The sequence below is a fragment of the Kribbella sp. CWNU-51 genome (assembly GCF_054073265.1).
This window is the reverse complement of record NZ_JBSXMZ010000022.1, coordinates 197,127-218,581: the sequence shown is the minus strand read 5'-3', so window position 1 is coordinate 218,581 and position 21,455 is coordinate 197,127. Positions and strand designations below refer to the sequence as shown.

Genomic DNA, 21,455 nt, shown 5'->3' with positions numbered 1-21,455 from the left:
TACCACACCCCCCGCGAAATGTTCGCTACCCTCCTCATCGACGACCTACACCGCGTTGCGACCACCCCCTGATCTCGCCGTGGGGGATCCTCCCCAGCCTGACCCGGGCTCCCCGCCTACGGGATCTCGGGCTTGGCGGACGTGGGGCACTCACTAACCCGGTCCGTCAGCCGGCGAGTGCTCGCGGCCGAGCGGGGCATCGCCGGCATCGCGCCGCTTGTGAGTGGTGCAGGTCCGGTCACCGGCGCGGCTTCGCTAAACCCGCCACCGCCGCGCGGCCGGGGTATGGCGGACTTGCAGGCCATCACAATCGCCGAGACGCTGCGGTCGTCCGTCGGAGGCCTTCGTCCTCGCATCGTTGTGATGGCCTGGCGATCCGGTCGACGGCACGGGAAACACCCACGGAACCGACCGGAGTGGCGGATGTCCCCTCGAGTGGTCGTGTACGACGAACGCCCCCGCGGAAGCAGTTCCGCGGGGGCGTTCGACGTACACGAGCTGGGAAATCAGCCGCCGGCGGGCTCCTGGGCGTCGGTGGACGGGTACTTGTCCATGAACTGCTTGAGGGCGTCGCCGCTGACGGAGCCGCAGAACTGGCGGTGGCCGAAGGCCTTGTCCTGGCCCTGGGCGTTGCCGCTCCAGTGCGAGAAGGCGATGCTCTTCCCGTCCGGCCACGGCTTGCCGTCGGTCTCCCGGAACGGCGCCGCGATGAACTTGCCCGACGAGCTGTCCGGCAGCTTCGCCTTGGAGATCTTCTCGATCTGGTCGATCTGGTCCTTCGGCAGCGATTCCTTGTACCAGAGGATCGTGTACCCGTGCTCCAGGTTGTGCACCAGGTTCGGGATCGGGGGCCGGTCGTCGAGGGTGTAGAACCTCTTGTTGAACGGCGCCCAGACCGCGTAGTGCGAGCCGGACGACGGCGGCGACACCGAGTAGTTGATCACCGTGCCGTCGGGCTTGTGGTCCTGGGTGCCGCCGGCCTCATCGTTGGTCGGCGTGTCACAAGACGCCGCGGACGCGGCCACCCCGAGCTCGGTGACGGCCTGGTTCTTGGTCCGGGAGTCCTGGATCAGCGCGATCCCCGCGAAGGCGATCATGGCCAGGCCGACCACGATCGCCGCCCCCACGATGAGGATGGTCCGGTTCCGGTCCGTGCGGGCCTGGTCCCGTTGCATCTTCTCGATCATCTCGCGACGCGACTGCTTCTGCGACGACGCTTTACCCACAGTGTTGGTCTTCCCGGATCAGGGCGGCCACCGCGCCGCCGTGCGGGAGCAGTGTACGAGGTGACCCTGAGAGGTTGCCTAGAAAACTACCTGGACCGTGAGCCGAACGTGACAGTCGCCTCACTGCCCGGTCCGGTCCGGACGGTGACGCCGTACCCCTCGGCATGCAGCAGTACGGCGAGCCGCTCGGCGATCACGCCGACCGTGACCGGCTCGTCGCCGAAGACCGCGACAGCGTTGTCCAGCAGCTCGAGGTGGATGTCCTCGACCTCGTCCAGCAGCCCGGCCCACAGCGCCGGGTCGACCTCACGCGGACCGGTCGGCGCCAGACGCTCGAGCACGGCGGCCCGCGCCGCCTCACGAGTCCCGAGACTGAACATGTCCTGCTCGGCGTCCCGCACCAGCGCCCGCGCCCCGGGCCCGTGCTCCCCAGTCGGGAGTACGGCGTCCTGCAGCCCGCGCAGCACCGCGACAGGGACGCCGTCCGCCTTGCCCTTGACCAACTCGCTCGCACTGGCGATCTCGTCGGCCAGAGCCGGCTCTGTCACCGCGAGGACGTTGCCGTGGCTGTCCGTCGTACCGCGAAGGTCTTCCACCACGCGGACTCCGGCCGCACCGATGGCCAAGTCGGTCTGGCCGTTGCGCCACGGGCGGCCCAACGTGTCAGTGATCACGATGGCGACGTTGACGTCGTACCGCTGCTTCAGGGCGGTCCGCAGCTGCCGGGCCGACTCGTCGGGGTCGACCGGTAGCAGCAGGACCGTGCCGGGGGCGGTGTTGGACGTATCGGTGCCGGCCGCGGCCATGACCAGGCCGTGCCGGGTCTGGACGATCCGGGTCTCGCCGCGCTGGGCCACGACCCGCACGAGCTCGGCGTCGATCGCCTCCTGCCGGGTGCCGTGGGTCAGGCGTCCCTCGGCCTTGCTGACGATCTTGGACGTGACGGAGACGACATCGCCGTCCCGCAGGTCCGACCCGTCGCCGATCAGTGCCGCCAGGTCGTCCCCGGCCGCCACCTCGGGCAGTCCGGTCACCGGGAAGACTTCCAGGTGCTTCCTCATCGCCGTACGGCCTCCGCGAGGTTCAGCGCCGCATCGGCCATCGCGGCGGTGGTGGACTCGTCCGTCATCCACAACGGCACCGCCTGGACGTGAATTCCAGCTCCGGCGATCGAATCCGCCTGGATCGCGTCCGACGTGTCGATCAGCCAGCCGTCCAGTACGCCGCCGGACGCGCGCGAACCGTAGTACCGGGCCACGGCCGAGGCGGTCGAGGCCACGCCGACGGTGGCCAGCACCTTGTCGGCCATCCCGCGGACCGGGCCGGTGCCGATGATCGGCGACAGCCCGATGACCGGCGCGGCGGTCTCCCGGACCGCGTCCCGGATCCCCGGTACGCCGAGGATCGTGCCGACCGAGACGACGGGGTTGGACGGCGGCACGATCAGGACGTCGCAGTCCGCGATGGCCTCCAGCACACCGGGCGCGGGCTTGGCCTTCTCCTGGCCGACCGCGACGATCTGGTGCGCGGGGATCTCGGCCTGCCAGCGGACCCAGTACTCCTGGAAGTGGATCGCCTTGCGCCGCCCGGGCTGCTCCGGGTCGTCCACCACCACATGGGTCTCGACCCGGTCGTCGCTCATCGGGAGCAGCCGGACCGGGAGCTTCCAGCGTGCGCACAGCGCCTCGGTGACCGCGGTCAGGCCGTAGCCGGCGTCGAGCATCTGGGTCCGGACCAGGTGGGTCGCCACGTCCCGGTCGCCGAGGCCGAACCAGGTCGGCTCGACGCCGTACGCCGCGAGCTCCTCCTTGATCACCCAGGTCTCGTCCTCCCGGCCCCAGCCGCGTTCGGCCGAGATGCCGCCACCGAGCGTGTACATCACCGTGTCGAGGTCCGGACACACCCGCAGCCCGAACAGGGTGATGTCGTCCGCGGTGTTCCCCACCACGGTGATCTCGGCGTCCGGGCGGGCCTTCAGCAGCCCGCGCAGGAAGGTGGATCCGCCGATGCCACCGCTGAGCACTGTCAATCGCATGGGAAGAGTCTGCACGAGTCGTCAATCGGTCGGACCACCGCACGACTATGCTGCGGTGGGTCCGAACCATCCGCACAGCTCAGTTGTACGGCCCCCAACATCCCGAGGAGCCCTCGTGGTCACCGACGCAACCAAGAAGCTCAGAGAGCCGGTCGCGTACATCCTGCTCGCATTCGCCGGCCTGATCGCCCTGGCCTCGCTGATCCGGCTGTTCGTCGGCGGCGCCGGCTTCACTGCCGCCGCCGGAGGCGTGCAAGGCATTCTCACCCCGCCATCCTTCGGCGCAGTGCTGCTCCTGCTCGCGCTGGTGGGATCGGTCTGGCTGGTGAACGAGGCGGGTGAGCGGACGCCGAACGCCCGCACCGTGGCACTGGTCGCGCTGGTGATCACCGGTGTGGCCGCGCTGATCGGCCTGATCACGGCGTTCGCCGGCTTCAACGAGACCAGCAGCGCCGGCCTCAAGGTCGTCGGGTTCATCTACGCGCTCGGTGGCCTGGCTCTGTACGGCGCCGCCGGTCTCTACATCCTCAAGACCTACCGGGCCCTGCCGGCGCCGGTCCGTGCGCCGAAGCCGGGTCAGTTCGCGCCCCAGGGCCAGGCGCCGTACGGCCAGCAGCAGTACGGCCAGCAGGCGCCGTACGGCCAGCAGGGTGGCTACGGCCAGCCGCAGGGCCAGCAGGGTCAATACGGTCAGTACGACCAGAGCCAGGGCCAGTACGGCGGCTATGGCGCCGCGGCCGGTGCGGCCGGGGCTGCCGGTGGTTACGCGGCGGCTCAGGGCGAGCAGCAGCAGTGGCCGCAGGAGCAGAGCTGGAACCAGGGCGAGCAGCAGGCCTGGTCCGCCGGCGATGCCGAGGCTCAGCAGCACGGCGAGCAGCCGCAGCAGCCGGCCGAGCAGGCCTGGTCCGCCGAAGGCCAGGGCGTCGAGCCGACGCAGGCGTGGAGCGCCGAAGGCCAGCAGCAGTGGAGCGGCCAGGACCAGGGCCAGCAGTGGCCGCAGGAGCAGCAGCAGTGGAGCGGCGGCGACGCCGGTCAGCAGCAGCAGTGGAGCGGCCAGGAGTACGGCCAGCAGGGTCAGCAGGAGTGGGCCGGCCAGGGCGAGCACGCCGCCCGCGAGGAAGGCTCACCCGAACAGCCCGAGGCTCAGCAGGCGTGGCAGCAGGAGCAGGCCTGGCAGGCGGAGGAGACTCCGGCCGCCGAGCCGCAGCCGAGCGCACAGCCGGAGCAGCCCGAGCCCGAGGCCGCTGACGAGACCCGGGTCGACCCGCGCGTGACCGAGCCGGAGAAGAACGACCAGAACCAGCAGGGTCAGGGACAGCAGGGTTGGTGGTCGCAGCCTTCCTGACAAGGCAGCAAGCCTTTGCCGAAGTCGCCGCGAAACTCTTTCGCGGCACTTCGGCAGGGAGTAGATCGGTGCGAGAGGCCTGTGCACGCAGGCCTCTCGTTCTTTTGCAGCCGTGTTGCGGATAGTGCCAATAGCAGACCACGGCTTGACTTTCGTGGATTGCAGGAATGTAATTTCAACCGTGTCGTTCGTTGGACACTCGGTATCGGGGACCGTTGCAGAGCGCAGGACGGACGAGGTCAGGCATGTGGACCGCAAACCCACATGTACAGGGGAACGAACAGGGTCGAGGAGGTCGTACCGTGACAGAGCTGATGGCGATTGTCGACGGTGAAGCGATCGAGGAGGAGCCGAACTGGCAGGAACGGGCACTGTGCGCCCAGACCGACCCAGAGGCTTTCTTCCCGGAGAAAGGCGGATCCACCCGCGAGGCGAAGAAGGTGTGCCTCGGTTGTGACGTGCGGGGCGAGTGCCTCGAGTACGCACTGCAGAACGACGAACGCTTCGGAATCTGGGGCGGCCTGTCGGAGCGGGAACGCCGCAAGCTGAAGAAGAAGGCCGTCTGACGGTCAGAACCGGCACACAACTTCATCCAGGACTTTCCGCGAGGCCCCGCCGACGAACACGTCGCCGGGGCCCGCGGCTGTCCTGGGAGAGCGGAGTACGTCCTCCGCCTGTGGGTGAGTGGGTTGAGGCTCAGGGTGACGCCTGTATGGTGAGTCCTCGCCGCGACTCTGGTTGCGGTGAGAACCGTCCGTAACCATCGAGGTGTCACAGCTCCGCATGGAACAAGAAGCTCCGGCCGGCTGGGAATTCTTCGACTCCGTCGACTTCCCGACCGATCACATCGACGACCCGATGGGTCGCCCGCGGGTCCGGCATGTCGTCACCGCGGTGGTGGTCGGCCATGAAGGCGCCGCCTGGCTGCCCCGGCTGTCCGAGGCGCTGTGGGCCCTCAACCCACGGCCCGACCGGCTGATCGCGGTCGACACCGGATCCACCGACGAGACGGCCGAACTGCTGGCCGCGATGCCCGGCGTCGAACCCGTCGTCAGCGTCTCCGCCCGCACCGGTTTCGGCGTGGCCGTGGCCCGCGGTCTCGAGGCGGTCGGGTTCGCCCCGATCCCCTCGGCCGTAGGCCCGTACGGCGACGACGGCCACATGCCTGTGGTCGAGTGGTTGTGGCTGCTGCACGACGACTGCGCCCCGGCCCCGAAGGCCCTGGAGAAATTGTTGCTCCAGGCCACGATCTCGCCGGCCACCGGCGTCTGGGGCCCGAAGCTGCGGCTCTGGCCGCGGGACCGCGAACTGCTCGAGGTCGGCGTCAGCACCTCGCTCGGCGGCCGCCGCGACACCGGCATCGAGATCGGTGAGCTCGACCAGGGCCAGCACGACCAGCCGCGGAACGTCCTCGCGGTCAGCTCGGCCGGCATGCTGGTCCGCCGCGACGTCTGGGAGGCCTTGCACGGCTTCGATCCGCGGTTGCCGATGTTCCGCGACGACATCGACTTCGGCTGGCGGGCGAGCCGCGCCGGGTTCCACGTCGGCGTCGCACCGGATGCGGTCGTCTACCACGCGCAAGCCGCGGCGACCGGTGAGCGCGCACTGGCCGGCACCCGTCGGCACGCGTACCAGCTCGACCGGGCACACGCCTACTACACCGTTCTCGCGAATGCGCCCGGCAGGCTGCTGCCGCTACTGATCCTGCGCTTCCTGTTCGGCACCGTGCTGCGATCGGTGTGGTTCCTTCTCGGCAAGACACCATCCGGTGCGGTCGACGAGTGGACCGCATTGCTCGGCACGCTGCTGGCCGGCGGCTGGACCCAGGCCCGCAAGAACCGCCGCAACCTCGATCGGGTCGCGTACGACGACATCAAGGGACTCTTCTCCCGGTCGGTGAACGCACTGCGGCACAACCTGGAAGAGACGACCAGCACGATCTCCGAGCGGATCCGCGAAGCCTGGGCGGACGAGCCGGAAGAGCAGGTCGTCACGACAGCACGCCGAGCCAAGTCCACGGCCAGGGTCGCCGTCGATCAGCCGCGCTGGCGTCGTCAGCTGATCCGCCGCCCGTTCCTGGTCGCGTGGGTCGTCCTGGCAATCGGTGCGCTGGTCGCAGGCCGCAGTCTGATCGGTGGCGGCGTCCTCCGGTCCAACCTCTTGCTGCCGGCGCACGAGAGCCTCGGTGCGCTCTGGCATGCGGCCGCTTCCGCTCCGCCCGGTGTGACGCCGCCTGCCTGGCTGGCGCAGTTCTGGGCGTTCTCGACGGTGATGTTCGGCCCGTCCGGTGCGGCGAACCTGTTGTTGCTCGGCGCTGTTCCGCTGGCCGCTCTGTCGGCATGGGCGTTGCTGCGCTCGTTCGTCGTCGACCGTGTCGCGCGAGCCTGGGGTGCGGCGGCGTACGGGATCGCCGTGTTCACGAACGGCGCGATCACGCAGGGCCGGATCGGGACGTGCGTGGCCGCGATCGTGCTGCCGCTGCTCGGTGCTGCCGTGCACACCATCGCCCGGCGGCGTCGTGTGGTCATCCAAGGCAGTTGGCGGGCCGCTTGGTTCGCCGGAATCTGCCAGGCCGTGCTCTTCGCGTTCACCCCGGCACTGGGACTGCTGGTCAGCGTTCTCCTGGTCCTCGGTGCGGTGATCGGACTCGGTTGGCGCCGGCAGAGCCGCCAGCTGGTCTTCTCCGTCGTCCTGGGTCTGTTGCTCGTGTTGCCGTGGACGATCCAGCTTGTGCTGCATCCGTCGCGGCTGGGGCAGGAGGCCGGCGGGCCGCCGACCGCCGCGGTCGGTCCCGGCGACAGCCTGCCGCATCTGCTGACCGGTACGCCGATCGGAGCGCCGGCACCGTGGTGGTTCGCCCTACCGCTGATTCTGGTCGCGATGATCAGTCTGCTGCGTTCGTCGCGGCAGCGGTACGAGTTGCTCGGATGGTTCGCCGCACTGGCCGGTCTGGCCGCGACGCTGGTCGCGAGCCGGCTGGGTGGTGGCAGTGGGCCGCTGATGTTCCTGATGACGGCCGGATGGATCATCGCGGTCGCAGTCGCCTGGGACTCGGTCGGCAAGTCCACCGAGATCATCGTGCAGGGCGTGCTCGGGCTCGTGCTGGTGACGACGATCGTGACGGCCGGCTTCTGGCTTGTCCGCGGGATGGACGGTCCGCTGTGGCGCGGTCCCGCGCAGGACCTGCCGGCGTACCTGATGTCCTCGCAGGATCCGCCGGACAACGCGTCGATCCTGGTCGTGCGCAAGGCGCCCGGTGGCGAGATGCGGTTCTCGCTGGTGAAGAACGGCGGCCCGCGGATGGGGGCGCTGGAGGCCGCGCCGACCGCGGAGCAGACCAAGCCGATCGGTGACGTCCTGGCGACCCTCGGTGGCGGTGGCACCGGTGAGGAAGGGCGGCAGTTGGCCGGACTGGCGGTCGACTACGTCTACCTGCCCGCACCGTTGGATCCGACGCTGCAGTCGACCCTCGACTCGCTGCCCGGTCTGACCCGGGCCAGCGCGGAGGACGGTGACGCGTCCTGGCTGGTGGACCGGACGAAGATCGAAGGCACGTCGCCGTTGCAAGACCAGACCCACACGCTGTGGCGGCTGCTCGGCATCATCGGCTGGATCATCGCGCTGGTCTTCTGCCTGCCGACGGTTCGCCGTACTGTCGCCGTCCCGCACGGCACCCACGCGAGGAGGGACCGGTGATCCGGTTGCTGTCGGACGCGCGCGTCCGGCTCGGAGCCGTTGTGCTGGCCATGGCCGTGATCGGCGGGCTCGCGGTGGTGACGCACCCGAAGGAGCCGGTGACGAGTCCGGAGGCCGCAGTCGCCCCCGCGCCCGCGGTGGTGAACCGTACGGCGTTGTCCTGCCCGGTGCTCGCCAGCGGCGGGAAGCTGACGAGTGTGGTGAACGCGGTGTCGCCGACGCTGCCCGAAGGCACGCCGACCGCGTCCGGCACCGAGACGCCGCTGTCGATCACCCCACTGGCGGCCAAGGCCAACCCGGTCGGCTCGCTGCTGGTGCGCGGCAAGATCAGTTCGACCGCTCCGGTGACGAAGCCGGAGCCGCTGTCGATCCAGGGCACCGGGCCGCTCGCCGCCGGCACGGTCGGCACGAGTACGACGACCGCGACCGAGGGCGTGAACCAGGGCATGGCGAGCGTGCCGTGCCAGGCGCCCGGTTCGGACTTCTGGTTCGTCGGAGCGTCCGGAGCGAGTGGCCGCCGCGACGTGCTGGTGCTGACGAACCTGGACAGCGTCAACGCCGAGGTGAACGTGACCATGTATGCGCGGAACGGTCAGCAGGACCTGCCGGCTGCGCGGGGGATCGTCGTCCGGGCGCGGCAGACGACCGAGCTGTTCCTCGGTCAGGTCGCGACCAACCTGCAGGACGTCGCGCTGCACGTCGAGTCCACTGGTGGCCGGGTCTCGCCGGCGCTGCGGGACAACGCGAGCAACGGCACCAAGTCGGCCGGCGTGGACTGGCTGAACCCGTCGGCCCCGCCCGCGACCAAGGTGTTCGTGCCGGCCGTGGCGCCGGGTGCCGGAGGGCGGATCCTGTCGATCGCGAACCCCTCGGACCTGCAGGCGACGGCCAGCCTGACCGTGCACGGGCCGAACGGCCCGTTCAAGCCGGCCGGTCTGGAGACTGTGCAGGTGGACGCCGGCTCGGTGAAGACGGTCGTGCTGGGCCCGGTGCTGAATCGTGATCCCAGCGCGATCACCGTGACCTCGGACCAGCCGGTGACCGCGTCGATGCGGATGTCGGACGCGAGTGGGACGGACTTCGCTTCGCTCGGGTCGGCCGAGGCGCTCACGGGACCGGCGTACCTGGTTCTACCGGCGCATCAGCAGCCGGCCGTCCTGGAGGTCACCGCACCGGGTAAGACGGGCAGTGTGAAGTTCGAGCTGCGCGACCTGGCGGGGCGGGCGCTGCAGACCCGAGCGCTCGACATCATCGGCGGCGCGACCACCGCGATCCCGTTGCCGGCGCAGCGGCGGCCGACGTACCTGATGGTCCAGCAGACGCGGGGCACGGTCGTGGCTGGGGTCACGTTGATGCCGGCGGCCAAGGCGGACAAGGAAGACGTGGCTCAGGTCGCCGCATGGCCGCTGAGCACGTCGCTGGTGTTCCAGGCCCAGCTGGGCGCGCAGCCGGACGTGCGGGCCGCGCTGAGGTAGTCAGCCCTCGGAGGTGTTCGCGCCGGGGTCCTGGAGCATGCGCAGGTGGCGCCGGCGGGCGATCTCGACCGGTGCGCCCGGACTGCCGGCGCCGGGCTCCTGGCGGGGCAGCGGGCGAGCTGCCTCGCGGACCGCGTTGGCCAGGGCTTCCAGATCGTCCGACGACGGTCCGGCGGCGGCCGGGTCCGGAGCGAGCCGGATCACTTCCCAGCCGTTCGGTGCGGTCAGCCGGTCGGCGTGATCGGCACACAGGTCGTAGCAGTGCGGTTCGGCGTACGTCGCCAACGGGCCGAGCACACAGGTGGAGTCGGCGTACACATACGTGAGCGTCGACACCGCCGACTTATGACAGGCGGCGCGCGAACAGATCCTGGCGATGCTCACGACCAGACGTTACCCCCACTAGGCTGAGCGCGTGACCGAGGCTCGCCGTCATCGCAGGCACATCGACCGCCACGGCCGCGGAATGCTCGGGCCGATCAGCCGGCCGAGCAAGTTCGCGCCGCGCGGTCTGCCGCTGCAGCGATCGGCCGCGGCCCAGTTCGACGAGGTGGTCGCGATCGAGGTGACCCGGCTGGAGAAACGGCTGCCGCAGGTCGTCGCCCGGGTCGAGTTCGCCATCGAGGACGTGCCGAACCTGGAGTTCGACGCGACCGAGATCCCGCTCACCCACTCCACCGGCGGCACCTCGCACGAGCCGTACCGGATCGTGGTCTTCCGCCGCCCGATCGAGCTCCGCGCCGAGCGCTCCGCCACCGGCCTGGCCTGGCTGGTCCGGTCCGCGCTGGTCCTCGAGCTGGCCGACGTACTCGCGCTCTCCCCGGAGCAGATCGACCCCGACTTCGACGTCGACGACGAGTGAGTTAGGAAGCTGCCGGCGGACACGCCCGCTGCGACACTCTCCTCGCAAGTGTTCGAACGTGTTCCGTAGTGTGGGAAGGGGTTTGTGACCTTCGTTGTCATTGCGAGAGGATCGTGGGTGTGAACGATCAAAAACTGCGGATCGGGGTTGTCGGGCTGGGCTTCGCCGGGCGGACGGCGCTGGAGGCGTTCTCCGAGTTGCCGGACGTCGAGGTGGTGGCGCTGGCCGGGCTGGAGAAGGATCTCCTGACCAGCCTCGGTGAGAAGCACGGCGTACCGCATCTGTACGAGAAGTGGGAGGACCTGCTCGAGACCGAGGGACTGGAAGCGGTCAGCATCGGTACGCCGACGCAGCTGCACGCCCCGATCGCGCTGAAGGCGCTGGAGATGGGCCTGCACGTGCTGTCCGAGAAGCCGCTGGCCCGGACGGTGGCCGAGGGCGCCGCGATGGTCGAGGCCTCGAAGCAGGCCGGCCGGGTGCTCAAAGTGGTCTTCAACCACCGTGAGCGTGGCGACGTCGCGGCGCTGAAGCACCAGATCGACGAGGGCCAGCTGGGCCGGATCTACTACGCGAAGGCGCACTGGATGCGCCGCAACGGCATTCCGGGCATGGGCGGCTGGTTCACCAACCGCGAGCTGTCCGGCGGCGGCCCGCTGATCGACCTGGGTGTGCACATCCTCGATCTCGCGCTGCATCTGCTGGGCGAGCCGCAGGTGACCACGGTGTCCGCGAACACGTTCGCCGAGCTCGGTCCGCGGGGCAAGGGCAGTGTGAGCAGCCTGGAGCGGCCGACGGTCGACACGCTCGGTTCGAAGTTCGAGGTCGAGGACCTGGCCACGGCGTACCTGCGGCTGCAGGGCGGCGGGGCGCTGCAGCTGGAGACGAGCTGGGCCACCTTCCGGGCGCCGGGCGACAACTTCGGCATCGAGCTGTTCGGCACCGAGGGCGGCGCCAAGATCGAGGTGCAGAACTACACCACCGTCGACACGCTGCGGATCTTCACCGACGTCGCCGGCGTACCGGCCGAGGTGAAACCGGCCACCGGGCCGGGGCTCGGCCACCGCGCGGTGGTGCGGGAGTTCGTCAAGATCGTCCGGAGCGGCGACTGGGCCGCTCACAACGGGTCCGAGGCGCTGCTGCGGACCGAGGTCATCGACGCCTGCTACGCCTCGGCGAAGGCGGGACGAGAGGTTGTGCTGCATGACTGATCCGATTCGCGTCACCGTCTGGGGCGAGAACGTGCACGAGGGCCGCGACGAGTCCGTGCGCAAGATCTACCCCGACACGATGCACGAGACGATCGCCGCGGCGCTGCGCGCCAAGCTCGGCGAGGACGTGGCCGTCCGGACGGCCTGGCTGCAGCAGCCCGAGCACGGTCTCACCGAGGAGGTGCTCGCCGAGACCGACGTGCTCACCTGGTGGGGCCACGCGGCGCACGGCGACGTCGACGACGCGATCGTCGAGCGGGTGCAGCGGCACGTGCTGTCCGGGATGGGCCTGATCGCGCTGCACTCGGCGCACTTCAGCAAGATCTTCATCCGGCTGATGGGCACCACCTGCTCGCTGGACTGGCGGGCCGAGAACGACCGCGAGCTGATCTGGACGGTCGCGGCCGGGCACCCGATCGCGCAGGGCATCCCGCACCCGCTGGTGATCGAGCGGGAGGAGATGTACGGCGAGCTGTTCGACATCCCGCAGCCCGACGAGCTGGTGTTCGTCAGCTCGTTCACCGGTGGCGAGGTGTTCCGCTCCGGCTGCTGCTACCGCCGCGGCCAGGGCCGGGTCTTCTACTTCCGGCCGGGTGACCAGGAGTTCCCGACCTACCATCAGCCGGAGGTCCAGCAGATCATCGCCAACGCGGCCAGGTGGGCGGCCCCGAGCAGCCCGCGCCAGCTGCCCCAGGTCCACCACCGCAAGGACATCGGCTGGTTCCAGAAGGCCTGAAATACACCTTTGCGCTGGGGCCGGATAGGGTCCACGCATGGCTGACGTTGCGGCGATCTTCAAGGCGTACGACGTGCGAGGCGTCGTCCCGGACCAGTTGGACGAGTCGGTGGCCCGGGCGGCCGGCGCGGCGTTCGTCGAGGTGCTGGATGTTCTCGGTGGCCCGGGGGCGGTCGTGGTCGGCTACGACATGCGGCCGTCCAGCCCGGGACTGGCGGCCGCGTTCGCCGAAGGCGTGACCAGCACCGGCGCGGACGTGATCGACATCGGCCTTGCCTCGACCGACCTGCTGTACTTCGCCTCCGGCCGGCTCGACCTGCCCGGCGCCATGTTCACGGCCAGCCACAACCCGGCGCAGTACAACGGCATCAAGATGTGCCGGGCCGGCGCCGCGCCGGTCGGCTCGGACTCGGGCTTGCGCGACATCGCCGACCTGGTCGCCAAGACACTGACCGAGGGCCCGGCGACCGTCGCCACTCCGGGCCACGTCCGGCAGAAGGACCTGCTCACCGCGTACGCCGACCACCTGCACGACCTCGTCGACCTGAGCGGGATCCGCCCGCTCACCGTGGTCGTCGACGCCGGCAACGGCATGGGCGGCCACACCGTCCCGGCCGTGTTCGCCACTGGCCCGGTCACGATCGTCCCGCTGTACTTCGAGCTGGACGGCAACTTCCCGAACCACGAGGCCAACCCGCTGGACCCGAAGAACCTGGTCGACCTGCAGGCCAAGGTGCGTGAAGTCGGCGCCGACCTCGGCCTGGCCTTCGACGGCGACGCGGACCGCTGCTTCGTGATCGACGAGTTGGGCGACCCGATCTCGCCGAGTGCGATCACCGGCGCGGTCGCGGTTCGCGAACTGGCCAAGCACCCCGGCTCGGCCGTCATCCACAACCTGATCACCTCCAAGGCCGTGCCTGAGCTGATCACTGAGCACGGCGGGACGCCGATCCGCTCCCGGGTCGGGCACTCGTACATCAAGCAGAAGATGGCCGAGACCGACGCGGTGTTCGGCGGCGAGCACTCCGCGCACTACTACTTCCGGGACTTCTGGCGGGCCGACACCGGCATGCTGGCCGCACTGCACGTGCTGGCCGCGCTCGGTGAGCAGGACAAGCCGGCCAGCGAGCTGTTCGCCGAGTACGAGCGGTACGTCGCGTCCGGCGAGCTGAACAACAAGGTCGACGACGCCGCGGCCACGGTTGCGGCCATTGAAGATACATATGCTGATGTCGACGGCATGACCGTTGACCATCTGGACGGCCTGACCGTGTCGGCGGGACAGTGGTGGTTCAACGTCCGTGCGTCGAACACGGAACCGCTGCTGCGGCTGAACGTCGAGGCCGCGGACCGCGCCACGATGGAACGCGTCCGCGATGAAGTACTGGCCCTGATCACCGGTGCATCGGTGGAGGAGAACTGAATGGCAGTCAATCTGGACCCGGACCTGCTGAGCATCCTGGTCTGCCCGAAGTGCCGATCGGAGTTCCGCGTGGACGACGAGGCGAATGAGCTGGTCTGCACCAACACGGCCTGCGCGTTGGCTTACCCGGTCCGCGACGACATCCCGGTGCTGCTGATCGACGAGGCGCGGGACACCCGGGCAGAGCAGTCCGAGACCGCGGACAACTGATGAGCGTCTTCGACGACACGCGGCTGGACGACCCGGCCTCGCTCCGGGCGGCCGACCACCTGCTCCGCCGGCTGGCGATGGCCGGGGCGCGGGTCCGGGCCGAGCTGGAAGCGGCCGCGGACGTGCTGTCCAAGCTGGAGTCCGACGGCTTCCGCCCGCGGGCCGTCGTTGCCGCCGGCCGCGACGCCCGCCTGGTCCGGGCCGTCCTCGAGCCCGTGTGCCCGGTGCCGTTCCTCGCCTGGCCTGGTCCCGGTCTGCCCGGGTGGGCCGGTCCGCTGGACCTGGTGATCGTCCTGAGTGGCGTCTCCGAGGACTCGGACGCGGTGTCGGCCGCCGGCGAGGCAGCACGACGGGGTTGCGGCCTGATGGTGGCCACGCCCGCGGATTCGCCGGTGGCGATCGCATCGGCCGGTCTACGGCACGCCATCCGGTTGCCGTCCCAGTCCGATGACCAGTTGGCCTCGGCTGTCGCCGTACTCCAGGCCCTGCATCAGATGGACCTCGGTCCGGAGGTGGACCACAAGTCGGTCGCGGCACTGCTGGACGAGGTAGCGATCGAGTGCTCGCCCAACAACGACGTGGCGTCCAACCCGGCCAAGGACTTGGCGCTGGTGCTGGCGGACGCTTTGCCGCTGGTGTGGGGTGGCTCTGTCCTCGCCGCGCGTGCTGCCCGGCGTGTGGTCGAGGCCTTCCGGCTGGCGAGTGGCCGGCCCGCTCTGGCCGCCGACGCCGGTCACCTGCTGCCGGTGCTCAACCAGCCGCCGCGAGACCTGTTCGCGGACCCCTTCGACAAGCCGGCGGAGCTGCGGCCGGCACTGGTCATCCTGGACGACGGTGTGGACGACCCAGGCGTCGCCGAGCACCGCCGCAAGCTGGAGTCCAAGGCGGAGGCTCACGACGTGCGGGTGAACGTTGTGACCCAGGCCGACGGCACCGACATCGCCCGGTACGCCGCTCTGACCCAGCACGGCCGCTATGCCGCGGCGTACCTGGGTCTCGGCCTCGGCCGCTACGGCGCCGCCGGCGACATGGACCCTGTCGAACTGGGGAATCCCTCGGAGGACCCAGCGTGGTAGTGCGGCTGCAGAACACCATCCGGGACTACGCCTGGGGGTCGCGGACCGCGATCCCCGAGCTGACCGGGGTGGAGCCGGACGGCCGGCCCCAGGCCGAGCTGTGGATGGGTGCGCACGAGTCCGCGCCGTCCGTGCTCCCGTCCGGCGACTCCCTGTACGAGGTGGTGTCCGCCGGACCCAGCGACGTCCTGGGGGAGGAGACGGCTGAGCGGTTCGAGGGCCGGTTCCCGTTCCTCGCCAAGTTGCTGGCGGCCGCGCAGCCGTTGTCGATCCAGGCGCACCCGTCGCGGGAGCAGGCGATCGACGGGTACGCACGGGACGAGGCGGACGGGATCCCGCGGGACGCGGCCGACCGGAACTACAAGGACGCGTGGCCGAAGCCGGAGATCCTGATCGCGCTCGAGCCGTTCGACGCGCTGGTCGGGTTCCGGCCGCTCGAGACGACCGTGGCGTTGCTGGACGCGCTGCAGCCGATCGGGTTCGAGGAGCTCACCGACCTGCTCCGGGACGGCAAGCTCCGCGAGGCGTTCACGCAGTTCATGAGCAGCGACCGGGATTCCATCCGCCCACTGGTCGCGGCCCTGGCGGAGGCCTGCACGAGTTATGCGGGCGAGGCGTTCGCGATGGAGCGGGAGACGATTACGCGACTGTGCGAGGACTTCCCGGACGATCCCGGCGTACTGGCGGCCCTGCTGCTGAACCGGGTGCGCCTGGAGCGCTTCGAGGCGGTGTACCTGCCGGCCGGGAACGTGCACGCGTATCTGCGCGGACTCGGGTTCGAGGTGATGGCGAACTCGGACAACGTCCTGCGGGGTGGGCTGACCAGCAAGCACGTCGACGTACCGGAGCTGGTGTCGGTGATCGACTTCGAGCCGCTCACCGATCCGGTGCTGACCGCGACGCCGGTGGCGGACGGGGTGTCGGCGTACGAGACCGGATGTGCGTACTTCGCCGTCCACCGGGTCGATCTGGACAATGACGAGCGGACCGTCGACGGCGTCGGGCCGCGGATCATCTGCTGCGTCGCCGGGACAGTCGATGCTCTGGGCAAAGAATCCGCTGTGACGTTGTCCGCCGGTCAGTCCGCGTTCGCCACGGGACCCGAAGGGCCCTGTATCTTGCGTGGTTCCGGTACGGCGTTCGTCGTGTCCGCGCGCTGATTTCGTACGGAGGACCTGGAGAACATGGCTGGTGGCGGTAACAGGGCCGTGGTGGCGGCATTGCTGGCGAACACCGGGATCGCCGTCACCAAGTTCGCCGCCTGGGCACTGACCCAGTCGGCCTCGATGCTGGCCGAGGCGATCCACTCCCTCGCCGACGCCGGCAACCAGGTGCTGCTGCTGGTCGGCAGCAAGCGGGCCCAGCGCGAAGCCGACGACCTGCACCAGTTCGGGTTCGGCCGGGAGCGGTACGTCTACTCGTTCATCGTGGCGATCGTGCTGTTCAGCGTCGGTGGTCTGTTCGCGCTGTACGAGGGCTACCACAAGGTGCACGACCCGCACGGGATCGACAACTGGAAGTGGGTCCCGATCGCGGTGCTGCTGATCGCGATCGTGATGGAGTCGCTGTCGTTCCGGACCGCGATCACGGAATCGAACAAGCTGCGCGGTCACGTGCCCTGGATCAGGTTCGTCCGCAACGCCCGGGCGCCGGAGCTGCCGGTGATCCTGCTGGAGGACTTCGCCGCGCTCACCGGTCTGGTGCTGGCGCTGATCGGCGTCGTCCTGACCCTTGTCACCGGCAACGGTGTGTTCGACGGCCTGGGCTCGATGGCGATCGGCGCGCTGCTGGTCTGTGTGGCGATCTTCCTCGCGATCGAGATGAAGTCGCTCCTGCTCGGCGAGTCCGCGACCCGGGAGGCTCAGCAGCGGATCGTCGACGCGATCGAGAACACTGCCGGTGTGCAGCGCCTGATCCACATCAAGACCCTGCACCTCGGCCCCGAGGAGGTGCTGATCGCGGCCAAGATCGGCGTCGCGCCGACCACCGACGCGGCCGTCGTCGCCGAGACCATCGATGCGGCCGAGCGCGCCATCCGCGCCGCCGAACCGATGTCGGTGCACATCTACCTCGAGCCGGACGTCTACCACGAGAACTACGTCGCCGACGAGCGCCCCGCGGTCCCCGAGGCGCCCTCGCACTGACCCTCAGCCCGAGAGCTTCTTCGCCAGGCGTGCCTGGTCCGGCCACCTGACGTCGTACGCCCAGCCGAACCGCTCGAACCACTTGATCAGCCAGGCGTTGATGTCGACCTGGCCTCTGAGAACGCCGTGGCGTGCGCACGTGGGGTCGGCGTGGTGGAGGTTGTGCCAGGACTCGCCCTGGCTCAGGATGGCGAGCCACCAGACGTTCCCCGACCTGTCACGGGCCTCGAAGGGCTTCTTGCCGGTGACATGGCAGATCGAGTTGATCGAGAACGTGACGTGGTGCATCAGGGCGATGCGGACCAGGGTGGCCCAGAAGAACGCGGTCGCGGCGCCGTGCCACGACCTGTCCCACAGCCCGCCGATGAGCGCGGGCGCCAGCAGGGAGATCGCCGCCAGTCCACGGAAGTGCCGCGAGATCGATGCCATGTCGCGGTCCTTCATCAGGTCTGGCGCGTACTGCTTGGGGTCGGCGCGATCCTCGCCCCAGAGCACCCACCCGGCGTGGGCGAACACGAACCCCTTGGTCACCGCCCAAGCGGTGGTGCCGTAGCGCCAGGGCGAGTGCGGATCTCCCTCGCGGTCGGAGAACTTGTGGTGTTTGCGGTGGTCGGCCACCCAGCGGATGACCGGTCCCTCGAGCGCCAGGCTGCCGGCGATCGCGAGTCCGATCTTGAGGCCACGCTTGCTCTTGAAGGAGCCGTGGGTGAACCCGCGGTGGTAGCCGGCGCCGATGCCGGTGGTCGTGATCACGTAGAACAGCACCAGGAGGACGATGTCGCGCCAGCTGACCCAGCCGCCCCAGGCGAAGAAGATCCCCGGCAGGAGCGCGAGGGTGGGCACGACGATGAACACCCAGATCATCCCGCGCTCGAGCCTGCCGCCAACGGCCTGGAATTCGCCTGGGGGCGAGTCGGAATCTGGTGCTGCGGTCATGGTCGACATCCCGGATGTTCACCGTTGGAGTGCGCCAGGGACTGGGGAGCACCGCTCACGAATCAGTGGAGCGTAGTCCGAACGATACCGCCGATGCGAGCGGTCAGCGCGGTTTCGGTGGGAGGACGCCGGAGCGGCCCAGCCAGCGCAACGCTCGGTCGCGGTCGATCTGGGACTGCGTGGGCGGTGCGGTGAGGCGGCCGGTGCGGTAGCCGAGGTTGCGGATGTCGGCGGCGACGGACGGTTCGGCCAGGGCTCTGAGTGCGAACGCCAGCGCGGCCGGCGTCACGTCGTACCGGCGTTCGAGGTCCAGGGCGAGCTGGACGGCGGCCAGGTCGCGGTCGTCGTACTGGCGTTGTGCGGTCTGCCCGGCGCGTGAGCGCGGCAGCAGGCCGAGGGCCTCCCGGTAGCGCAGCATGCGCGGGGTGGTGCCCAGTCGGCGCGCGGCCTCGGTGATGCGCATAGGGCAATCTTGACATTTCAGTGTCAAAATCACCTCCCCCGCGATCAAACCGCCTGGCTCGGCCCTCTAGGCTCTGGCAAGCAGGAAGCAATCACAGTCTTCAGGGGAGCGGGAACCGGTATGACGTTCGACTACAAGGTGGCGGACCTCGGCCTGGCCGAGTTCGGGCGCAAGGAGATCCGGCTGGCCGAGCACGAGATGCCCGGCCTGATGGCGATGCGGGCCCAGTACGGCGAGAGCAAGCCGCTGGCGGGCGCGAAGATCATGGGCTCGCTGCATATGACGATCCAGACCGCGGTGCTGATCGAGACGCTGGTGGCGCTCGGGGCCGACGTGCGCTGGGTGTCCTGCAACATCTTCTCCACCCAGGACCACGCCGCCGCCGCGGTCGTCGTCGGCCCGAACGGGTCGGCCGAGAACCCCGCCGGGGTGCCGGTCTTCGCCTGGAAGGGCGAGACGCTGGACGAGTACTGGTGGTGCACCGAGCAGGCGCTCAAGTGGCCTGGTGCCGACGGCCCGAACATGATCCTCGACGACGGTGGTGACGCCACCATGCTCGTCCACAAGGGCACCGAGTTCGAGAAGGCCGGTGTCGTGCCGGACCCGTCGACCGCGGACTCCGAGGAGTACGGCGTCGTCCTGAAGCTGCTGACCCGCACGCTGCGGGAGGACCCGCAGCTGTGGACGACCATCGGCCAGGGCATCAAGGGTGTCACCGAGGAGACCACGACCGGCGTGCACCGGCTGTACGAGATGCACAAGGCCGGCGCGCTGCTGTTCCCGGCGATCAACGTGAACGACTCGGTGACCAAGTCGAAGTTCGACAACAAGTACGGCTGCCGGCACTCGCTGATCGACGGCATCAACCGGGCCACCGACGTACTGATCGGCGGCAAGGTCGCGGTCGTCTGCGGGTACGGCGACGTCGGCAAGGGCTGCGCGGAGTCGCTGCGGGGCCAGGGCGCGCGGGTGATCGTGACCGAGATCGACCCGATCTGCGCGCTGCAGGCCGCGATGGACGGCTACCAGGTGACCACGCTCGACGACGTGGTCGGGATCGCCGACATCTTCGTCACCACGACCGGCAACAAGGACGTCATCACCTCCGACCACATGGCGGCGATGAAGCACCAGGCGATCGTCGGCAACATCGGCCACTTCGACAACGAGATCGACATGGCCGGGCTGTACAAGGTCCCGGGCATCGAGCGGGTCAACATCAAGCCGCAGGTCGACGAGTTCCGGTTCGCCGACGGGCACACGATCATCATCCTGTCCGAGGGCCGCCTGCTGAACCTGGGCAACGCGACCGGGCACCCGTCGTTCGTGATGTCGAACTCCTTCACCAACCAGGTGCTCGCCCAGATCGAGCTCTTCGTGAAGACGGCCGACTACCCGACCGACGTGTACGTCCTGCCCAAGCACCTCGACGAGATGGTCGCCCGCCTGCACCTGGACGCCCTGGGCGTGAAGCTGACCGAGCTCAGCAAAGAACAGGCCGCCTACCTCGGCGTCCCCGTCGAAGGCCCCTACAAGGCCGAGCACTACCGCTACTGATCCCCCCACAGCAAGCGCCCCACCGTTCTCGGTGGGGCGCTTCGCTTTACAGCTCGTTGCTGCCTGGGGCGGCCCAGCCTTGGGGATTGAGGATGGCGGGACGTGGGTCGACGTACGGCGGTGGTGCGGTGAACGGTCCTGGGACCGGGACGGCGGGCGCTGGGAGAGCGCCGTACGGGGTGGGTGGGGCGAAGGGGCCTGGGGAGATGGCGTAGGACGGGGCGTGGAGCGGGCGTTGCGTGGCCAGGCGGTTCAGTTCTCGGCGGCGGCGTTCGGCCAGTACGGCGGAGAGGTAGGCCGGCGCGATCAGGGGGACCGGCGGGGCGGGCGCGGTGACGACAGCCATGCGGGAGGCCAGGGCGTCACCCAGGGCAGTCCGGGCGTCGGGCTGGAGTTCGGTGTAGCGGGCGAGGTAGTCGCGGGAGGCGTTGGCGAGGTCGTCGGACAGACGGGACAGTTCCAGGGACTGGGCCCACTGGATCAGGTGGCCGGGGACGAAGAGCGGGGGTGACGCCATCGGCTGGTGGCGTTCGCGGATGACGACGGTGCCGGAGACCATGTCGCCGAAGCGCTTGCCCTGCTTGTTCATCAGGCTCGCCACGATGCCCGGGCAGGCCGCGAACCAGGGCGCGAAGTCGACGAAGAACCACAGCAGCGACCGCACCAAGGCCTGCCGGAACCGGATCGAACTGCCGTCGTCGCGGACCACCTTCAGGCCGAGCACCATCTTGCCCAGCGTGCGGCCGCGGGTCAGCGTCTCCATCACCACGCGGTAGCCGATCACGACGAGCAGGACGACGATGAAGATCAAGGCGGCCGCGAGCGCCTCACTCGCCTGCCCGCCGATCAGGAATCCGGCCAGCAACGAGATCAGGACGACCAGCACGATGCCCTGCAGCACCACGTCGATCGCGCACGCCAGCGCCCGCGTCGGCATCCGGGCGATCCGCACCTGGAGAACAACGGCTTCTCCGGTAACCAGCTGAGACACTCTGTCGCCCCCCTCCAGGCCAGACACTGTGTCCGGCTAGTCTGCCAGCGCAAGGAGCCAGTCAGGGGAGGA

Annotated in this window: 20 protein-coding genes; 13 read left to right on the top strand and 7 right to left on the bottom strand. The window is 69.5% G+C overall.

The genetic code is table 11. The annotated features are described in order from the left end of the window. Window positions 1-506: 506 nt before the first annotated feature. The 3 genes from ACXC9Q_RS23790 to cofD all read right to left on the bottom strand — a co-directional run bounded on the left by ACXC9Q_RS23790 (window position 507) and on the right by cofD (window position 3,261). Window positions 507-1,187 (bottom strand): DUF3105 domain-containing protein, encoded by a 681-nt coding sequence (locus ACXC9Q_RS23790; RefSeq protein ID WP_457058849.1) that lies wholly within the window; start codon window positions 1,185-1,187, stop codon window positions 507-509. A 125-nt stretch (window positions 1,188-1,312) separates the two neighbouring features. Then, window positions 1,313-2,287 carry a coenzyme F420-0:L-glutamate ligase gene (locus ACXC9Q_RS23785; RefSeq protein ID WP_457058848.1) on the bottom strand — a complete coding sequence of 325 codons (975 nt, stop codon included), beginning with the start codon at window positions 2,285-2,287 and terminating at the stop codon, window positions 1,313-1,315. Continuing rightward, entirely contained in the window at window positions 2,284-3,261 is a 978-nt protein-coding gene (cofD, locus tag ACXC9Q_RS23780) for a 2-phospho-L-lactate transferase (RefSeq protein ID WP_457058847.1), read from the bottom strand. Before cofD ends, ACXC9Q_RS23785 begins: the two co-directional genes overlap by 4 nt. Window positions 3,262-3,376: 115 nt before the next feature. Between cofD and ACXC9Q_RS23775 the strand changes: the two genes are divergently transcribed. The 4 genes from ACXC9Q_RS23775 to ACXC9Q_RS23760 all read left to right on the top strand — a co-directional run bounded on the left by ACXC9Q_RS23775 (window position 3,377) and on the right by ACXC9Q_RS23760 (window position 9,777). After that, complete coding sequence (locus tag ACXC9Q_RS23775; protein WP_457058846.1) at window positions 3,377-4,606, top strand: hypothetical protein; 1,230 nt, start codon at window positions 3,377-3,379, stop codon at window positions 4,604-4,606. Window positions 4,607-4,920: 314 nt separating this feature from the next. Then, complete coding sequence (locus ACXC9Q_RS23770; RefSeq protein ID WP_020389877.1) at window positions 4,921-5,172, top strand: WhiB family transcriptional regulator; 252 nt, start codon at window positions 4,921-4,923, stop codon at window positions 5,170-5,172. A 217-nt stretch (window positions 5,173-5,389) separates the two neighbouring features. Continuing rightward, window positions 5,390-8,302 carry a glycosyltransferase gene (locus tag ACXC9Q_RS23765; protein ID WP_457058845.1) on the top strand — a complete coding sequence of 971 codons (2,913 nt, stop codon included), beginning with the start codon at window positions 5,390-5,392 and terminating at the stop codon, window positions 8,300-8,302. After that, window positions 8,299-9,777 (top strand): DUF5719 family protein, encoded by a 1,479-nt coding sequence (locus tag ACXC9Q_RS23760; protein ID WP_457058844.1) that lies wholly within the window; start codon window positions 8,299-8,301, stop codon window positions 9,775-9,777. The genes ACXC9Q_RS23765 and ACXC9Q_RS23760 overlap by 4 nt, the downstream gene beginning before the upstream one ends. On the opposite strand, the gene ACXC9Q_RS23755 is transcribed toward ACXC9Q_RS23760, so the two are convergent. Continuing rightward, the gene (locus tag ACXC9Q_RS23755) at window positions 9,778-10,161 is read right to left on the bottom strand and encodes a DUF3499 domain-containing protein (RefSeq protein WP_328523656.1); all 384 of its coding nucleotides are present in this window, start codon (window positions 10,159-10,161) and stop codon (window positions 9,778-9,780) included. Between the two features lie 31 nt (window positions 10,162-10,192). On the opposite strand from ACXC9Q_RS23755, the gene ACXC9Q_RS23750 reads away from it, so the two are divergent. The 8 genes from ACXC9Q_RS23750 to ACXC9Q_RS23715 all read left to right on the top strand — a co-directional run bounded on the left by ACXC9Q_RS23750 (window position 10,193) and on the right by ACXC9Q_RS23715 (window position 17,436). After that, window positions 10,193-10,639 (top strand): metallopeptidase family protein, encoded by a 447-nt coding sequence (locus tag ACXC9Q_RS23750; protein WP_457058843.1) that lies wholly within the window; start codon window positions 10,193-10,195, stop codon window positions 10,637-10,639. Window positions 10,640-10,758: 119 nt separating this feature from the next. Beyond that, window positions 10,759-11,847, top strand: a complete 1,089-nt coding sequence (locus tag ACXC9Q_RS23745; RefSeq protein ID WP_457058842.1) for a Gfo/Idh/MocA family protein — start codon at window positions 10,759-10,761, stop codon at window positions 11,845-11,847. Beyond that, complete coding sequence (locus tag ACXC9Q_RS23740; RefSeq protein ID WP_405071441.1) at window positions 11,840-12,583, top strand: ThuA domain-containing protein; 744 nt, start codon at window positions 11,840-11,842, stop codon at window positions 12,581-12,583. The genes ACXC9Q_RS23745 and ACXC9Q_RS23740 overlap by 8 nt, the downstream gene beginning before the upstream one ends. Window positions 12,584-12,620: 37 nt before the next feature. Next, a complete protein-coding gene (locus ACXC9Q_RS23735) occupies window positions 12,621-14,006 on the top strand; it encodes a phosphomannomutase/phosphoglucomutase (RefSeq protein WP_405071442.1) in 1,386 nt (461 codons plus the stop codon). Continuing rightward, window positions 14,007-14,216 carry a Trm112 family protein gene (locus ACXC9Q_RS23730; RefSeq protein WP_328523651.1) on the top strand — a complete coding sequence of 70 codons (210 nt, stop codon included), beginning with the start codon at window positions 14,007-14,009 and terminating at the stop codon, window positions 14,214-14,216. Continuing rightward, window positions 14,216-15,292 carry an SIS domain-containing protein gene (locus ACXC9Q_RS23725; RefSeq protein WP_457058841.1) on the top strand — a complete coding sequence of 359 codons (1,077 nt, stop codon included), beginning with the start codon at window positions 14,216-14,218 and terminating at the stop codon, window positions 15,290-15,292. The genes ACXC9Q_RS23730 and ACXC9Q_RS23725 overlap by 1 nt, the downstream gene beginning before the upstream one ends. After that, entirely contained in the window at window positions 15,286-16,452 is a 1,167-nt protein-coding gene (gene manA / locus ACXC9Q_RS23720; RefSeq protein WP_457058840.1) for a mannose-6-phosphate isomerase, class I, read from the top strand. Before ACXC9Q_RS23725 ends, manA begins: the two co-directional genes overlap by 7 nt. Before the next feature lie 24 nt (window positions 16,453-16,476). Beyond that, window positions 16,477-17,436: a cation diffusion facilitator family transporter gene (locus ACXC9Q_RS23715; protein WP_457058839.1), complete on the top strand. Its 960-nt coding sequence runs from the start codon at window positions 16,477-16,479 to the stop codon at window positions 17,434-17,436. A 3-nt stretch (window positions 17,437-17,439) separates the two neighbouring features. Here ACXC9Q_RS23715 and ACXC9Q_RS23710 read toward each other — a convergent pair whose 3' ends face one another. After that, the gene (locus tag ACXC9Q_RS23710) at window positions 17,440-18,372 is read right to left on the bottom strand and encodes an acyl-CoA desaturase (RefSeq protein ID WP_457058837.1); all 933 of its coding nucleotides are present in this window, start codon (window positions 18,370-18,372) and stop codon (window positions 17,440-17,442) included. A 103-nt stretch (window positions 18,373-18,475) separates the two neighbouring features. Beyond that, window positions 18,476-18,835, bottom strand: coding sequence for a MerR family transcriptional regulator (locus tag ACXC9Q_RS23705; RefSeq protein ID WP_457058836.1), 360 nt, complete (start codon window positions 18,833-18,835; stop codon window positions 18,476-18,478). Window positions 18,836-18,955: 120 nt separating this feature from the next. On the opposite strand from ACXC9Q_RS23705, the gene ahcY reads away from it, so the two are divergent. Then, window positions 18,956-20,392, top strand: a complete 1,437-nt coding sequence (gene ahcY / locus ACXC9Q_RS23700; protein WP_328523645.1) for an adenosylhomocysteinase — start codon at window positions 18,956-18,958, stop codon at window positions 20,390-20,392. Window positions 20,393-20,438: 46 nt separating this feature from the next. On the opposite strand, the gene ACXC9Q_RS23695 is transcribed toward ahcY, so the two are convergent. Then, window positions 20,439-21,383, bottom strand: a complete 945-nt coding sequence (locus ACXC9Q_RS23695; RefSeq protein WP_457058835.1) for an RDD family protein — start codon at window positions 21,381-21,383, stop codon at window positions 20,439-20,441. Window positions 21,384-21,455: the final 72 nt, after the last annotated feature.